Raw genomic sequence first — 3,991 nt, forward strand, 5'->3', positions numbered from 1 at the left:
GGAGTTGGCTGTGCCGTAAAACGTACACGTGCCCGCGCTGTGGTAGGCCGCTTGTTCGGCTTGCAGCAACACCTCGCGGCTGACCAAGCCTTGCGCGTATTGCTGACGCACTTTGGCTTTGTCGTCGTTGGACAAGCCCGACGTCATCGGGCCAGCGGGCACAAACACGGCAGGCAAGTGCCCAAACTGCAAGGCGCCGATGAACAGGCCGGGCACGATCTTGTCGCACACGCCCAAGAACAAGGCCGCATCAAACACGTTGTGCGACAGGCCGACGGCGGTGGCCAAGGCAATCACATCACGCGAGAACAGCGACAGCTCCATGCCGTCTTCGCCTTGGGTCACGCCATCGCACATGGCGGGCACGCCGCCTGCCACTTGCGCGGTGGCACCTGCGGCACGTGCGGCAGCACGAATTTTTTCGGGGTAGTGCTCGTACGGCTGATGGGCTGAGAGCATGTCGTTGTAGGCGGTGATGATGCCGACGTTGGGCTGACGCTCTTGACGCAACACCAGTTTGTCATTGGCTGGCATGGCGGCATAGGCGTGGGCCGCATTCGCGCAGCCCATGCCGCCACGGTAGGGGCCGGGCTTTTTGGCTTTGGCCAAGACATCCAAATAGGCTTGGCGTGTGGGTGCACTGCGTTGCTCAATGCGAGCGGTCACAGCGGCGAGGGTGGTGTGAAGCGGTATGGTCATGATGGGCGTGTGTGGGTAGAGAGAGCTTCGCTGGCAAGCCAAAGTGCCACGGGTGTTTGCGTTTGTTGCAGCACCAAAGAGATGGGCAGAGTGGGCAGGGAGATCGGCTTCGACGGTATAGAAATCGGCTTCGCCGAGCTGGCTTGTGGCCAAGCGCGTTGCAAGGTGTTCAGTTTGTCTGTGCCTGTGAGCGGTAGCACGATGTGACGCGCCGAGAGAATTTGCGCCAAGGTTTGGGTGATGCGCGGGTAGGGCGCGTTGGCGGGTGGGGTCTCTAGCTCGATGGCGACGCAGGCTTGTGCGTTGCGCAAATCAAGCGCGTCGCCCAAGTTGGGCGCTTCGGGGAACAGCGAGGCGGTATGACCATCGGCCCCCATGCCCAAGACCAACACATCTGCTGTGCCTGCCGCCGTCAGGGCGATGCCTGCCGCCTTAGCCTGTGCGGCGGGTGACGACAAAGATGCATGGGTGTCGGCCACCATGAATACGAGTTGGGCTTGTGCGGCGCGGTCTTGTAGCAAATGGGTTTGCACCAGCAACGCGTTGCTGCTGCTGTGCGTGCGTGGCACACAGCGCTCATCCACCAAGGTCACGCGCACACGCGACCAGTCGATGTCCATCAAACGCAAGGCCTGGAACAAGGGAATAGGTGACTGACCGCCCGACACACTCAGCACCGCAAAGCCACGTACTTGAATCGCTGCATCCAGGCGTTGTGCAATGTCTTGTGCCAATTGCGCATTCAGCGCAGTTTGGCTGACGGTGTGGACCGTCAATGTGCCGCGTGATTCGGGACACCACGTGTGGGCCATCACGCCTCCTCAAACCACGACAGTTCTTCGCGTGCCATCAAAGCTGACGAGGCGGCTGGCCCCCAACTTCCGGCCGAGTAGGCGCGGGGCTTGTCATCGAGCGTGGCCCAGCCATTCAAGATGGGCTCCACCCACATCCACGCGGCTTCGAGTTCGTCGCGGCGCATGAAGTGCGTGAGACGGCCTTTGATGACGTCCATCAACAAACGCTCATACGCTTCGGCACGACGTTTGTCTGATGACTGTTGCAAGTCCAAGCCCAACTTGACCGGATGCAAGTTCATGCCCGTGCCTGGCTCTTTGACCATCATTTCAAGTTGAATGGATTCTTCGGGCTGCAAGGTGATGATGAGGCGGTTGGGTTCTTGCTGCGCAGTGGCGCCGAAGATGGAAAAAGGCTGCTCTGCAAACTCGATGATGATTTGCGACTCGCGGCGCTGCATCCGTTTGCCTGTGCGCAAGAAGAACGGCACATTGGCCCAACGGGCGTTGTTGATTTGGGTGCGCAAGGCGACAAAGGTTTCGGTGCGGCTGTCGGCAGGGACGTTGTCCTCTTCCAAATAGCCTTTGACCGCAGCGCCTTGCGAAGCACCTGCGGTGTATTGGCCGCGCACAGTGTCGCGTTTGATGTCAGTCAAATCCATTTTGCGCAATGAGCGCAAGACTTTGAGTTTTTCGTCGCGCACATCATCTGCATTGAGCGAGATAGGCGGCTCCATCGCCACGATGCACAACAGTTGCAGCAAGTGGTTTTGCACCATGTCACGCATGGCACCTGCACCGTCGTAAAACCCTGCACGGCTGCCCACACCCACGCTTTCGGCCACCGTGATTTGCACACTCTTGATGTAGGGGGCACGCCACAGCGGTTCGAAGATGGCATTGCCAAAGCGCAGCACCATCAGGTTTTGTACGGTTTCTTTGCCGAGGTAATGGTCAATACGGTAGATCTGTTGCTCGTCAAAGTAGCGGGCCACGTTGGTGTTGATTGCACGGGCCGAAGCCAAGTCGGTACCCAAGGGCTTTTCGAGCACCACGCGCGATTGCGCATCGACCAAACCTGCATCAGACAGGCGGGCGCAGATTTGTGTAAACAAGCTGGGTGCGGTTGCCAAGTAGTACACACGCAATGCGGGCGTGGTGCACAGGTCTTTGAGTTTGGCAAAGTCATGGGCGTTGGTGACATCCATGCTCACATAGGCCAGTCGGTTCAAAAAACTTTCCCAGTCATCTGGTGTGAAAGCGTCTTGCTCGATGAAGGCAGGCGAGTTTTTGTCGATGAAGTCTAAATACGCTTGGCGTGTCCAATCTTGTCTGCCCACGGCAATGATGCGCGTGGATGCGTCAAGCTTGTCATGCAGGTGCGCCATGTAGAGCGCGGGCAAGAGTTTGCGAAACGACAAGTCACCAGCGCCGCCAAAAATCACGATGTCCAGCGTACCTGCTGGGGGAGGGATTTGTGTCATGAGTAACGTTTGTTGAGAAGGTTTTGTTTCATGTTGCGCAGCAAGGGCTGCAGTTGCGTGCTGCCAATGCGCAGTGCCACCGTGGTGGCCAACACGTCCACGATCATCAGGTGCAGCAAGCGCGACACCATGGGGCTGAACTTTTCGTAACTTTCGGGGTGATCGGCCGCGAGGTGAATTTTTCCGATACTGGCCAAGGGAGAGCCCGAGGCCGTGACGACCACCGTGGTGGCCCCGTTCTTTTTGGCAATCTCGCACGAGTCAAGTAAATCGCGGGTACGGCCTGAGTTAGAGAACACCACCAAGCAGTCGCCAGGCCCCAGCAAGGACGCGCTCATGATTTGCAGGTGCCCATCGCTGTGTGCAATGGTGTGCAGCCCAAGGCGGAAGAATTTGTGTTGCGCGTCTTGCGCCACGATGCCTGAGTTGCCCACGCCAAAGAACTCAAGGCGTTTACCTTTTTTGTGGGTAAGCGCAATGGCTTCTGCCGCTTTGTCGATTTGCGCTGATGAGGCGTCGTTGCGGTACTTCAAGAAAGCAGTGACCGTGTTGTCAATCACTTTGACCAACACATCGTTGCTGTTGTCTTGTGCGCCCACGTTGCGGTGGATGAAGGGCACACCCTCGCTTAGGCTGCCTGCGAGCTTGAGTTTGAAATCACTCAGGCCCTCATAGCCCATGCTGCGGCAAAACCGCACCACAGTAGGTTTGCTGACCTGGGCGCGTTCGGCCAATTCGGTGACGGGGAGGGTGGAGAAGGTGCGAGGGTCTGATAAAACAAGCTTGCCCACGCGTTGCTCAGCCGATGACAGGCTGGAAAGAGATGATTTAAGACGTTCGAGCATGTGGCAAAATGTAACTTAATTTCACATTATTGCCAAAAGGTAAAAAATAAATTATTGCTATCTGTAATTGGCGGATTCAAGGACGAAGTGCAACAAAGATGAACTGGTTATAGGTGGCTGAGGATGCGAGAGCATCATGGCCGCTTTAACCGCCAAGTCGAAGTTGCCC

4 protein-coding genes are annotated in these 3,991 nt (G+C 57.4%); all 4 read right to left on the minus strand.

The window, feature by feature from the left end; all coding sequences use genetic code 11:
- Window positions 1-693: dihydroxy-acid dehydratase (locus RMS03_RS03200; RefSeq protein ID WP_310625667.1), on the minus strand; the 693-nt coding region annotated here is incomplete at its 3' end.
- A gap of 2 nt (window positions 694-695) precedes the next feature.
- The gene (gene pgl / locus RMS03_RS03205) at window positions 696-1,511 is read right to left on the minus strand and encodes a 6-phosphogluconolactonase (protein WP_310625664.1); all 816 of its coding nucleotides are present in this window, start codon (window positions 1,509-1,511) and stop codon (window positions 696-698) included.
- Window positions 1,511-2,977, minus strand: a complete 1,467-nt coding sequence (gene zwf / locus RMS03_RS03210) for a glucose-6-phosphate dehydrogenase (protein WP_310625665.1) — start codon at window positions 2,975-2,977, stop codon at window positions 1,511-1,513. Before zwf ends, pgl begins: the two co-directional genes overlap by 1 nt.
- A complete protein-coding gene (locus RMS03_RS03215) occupies window positions 2,974-3,822 on the minus strand; it encodes an SIS domain-containing protein (protein ID WP_310625666.1) in 849 nt (282 codons plus the stop codon). Before RMS03_RS03215 ends, zwf begins: the two co-directional genes overlap by 4 nt.
- Window positions 3,823-3,991 lie beyond the last annotated feature (169 nt).

Source organism: Limnohabitans sp. (assembly GCF_031538885.1).
In the GTDB taxonomy this organism is placed as follows: domain Bacteria; phylum Pseudomonadota; class Gammaproteobacteria; order Burkholderiales; family Burkholderiaceae_C; genus Limnohabitans.

Bases quoted from the DNA above. Each gene is read 5' to 3' on its own strand.
- pgl (WP_310625664.1), bottom strand. From the start codon at position 1,511: ATGGCCCACACGTGGTGTCCCGAATCACGCGGCACATTGACGGTCCAC.
- zwf (WP_310625665.1), bottom strand. From the start codon at position 2,977: ATGACACAAATCCCTCCCCCAGCAGGTACGCTGGACATCGTGATTTTT.
- RMS03_RS03215 (WP_310625666.1), bottom strand. From the start codon at position 3,822: ATGCTCGAACGTCTTAAATCATCTCTTTCCAGCCTGTCATCGGCTGAG.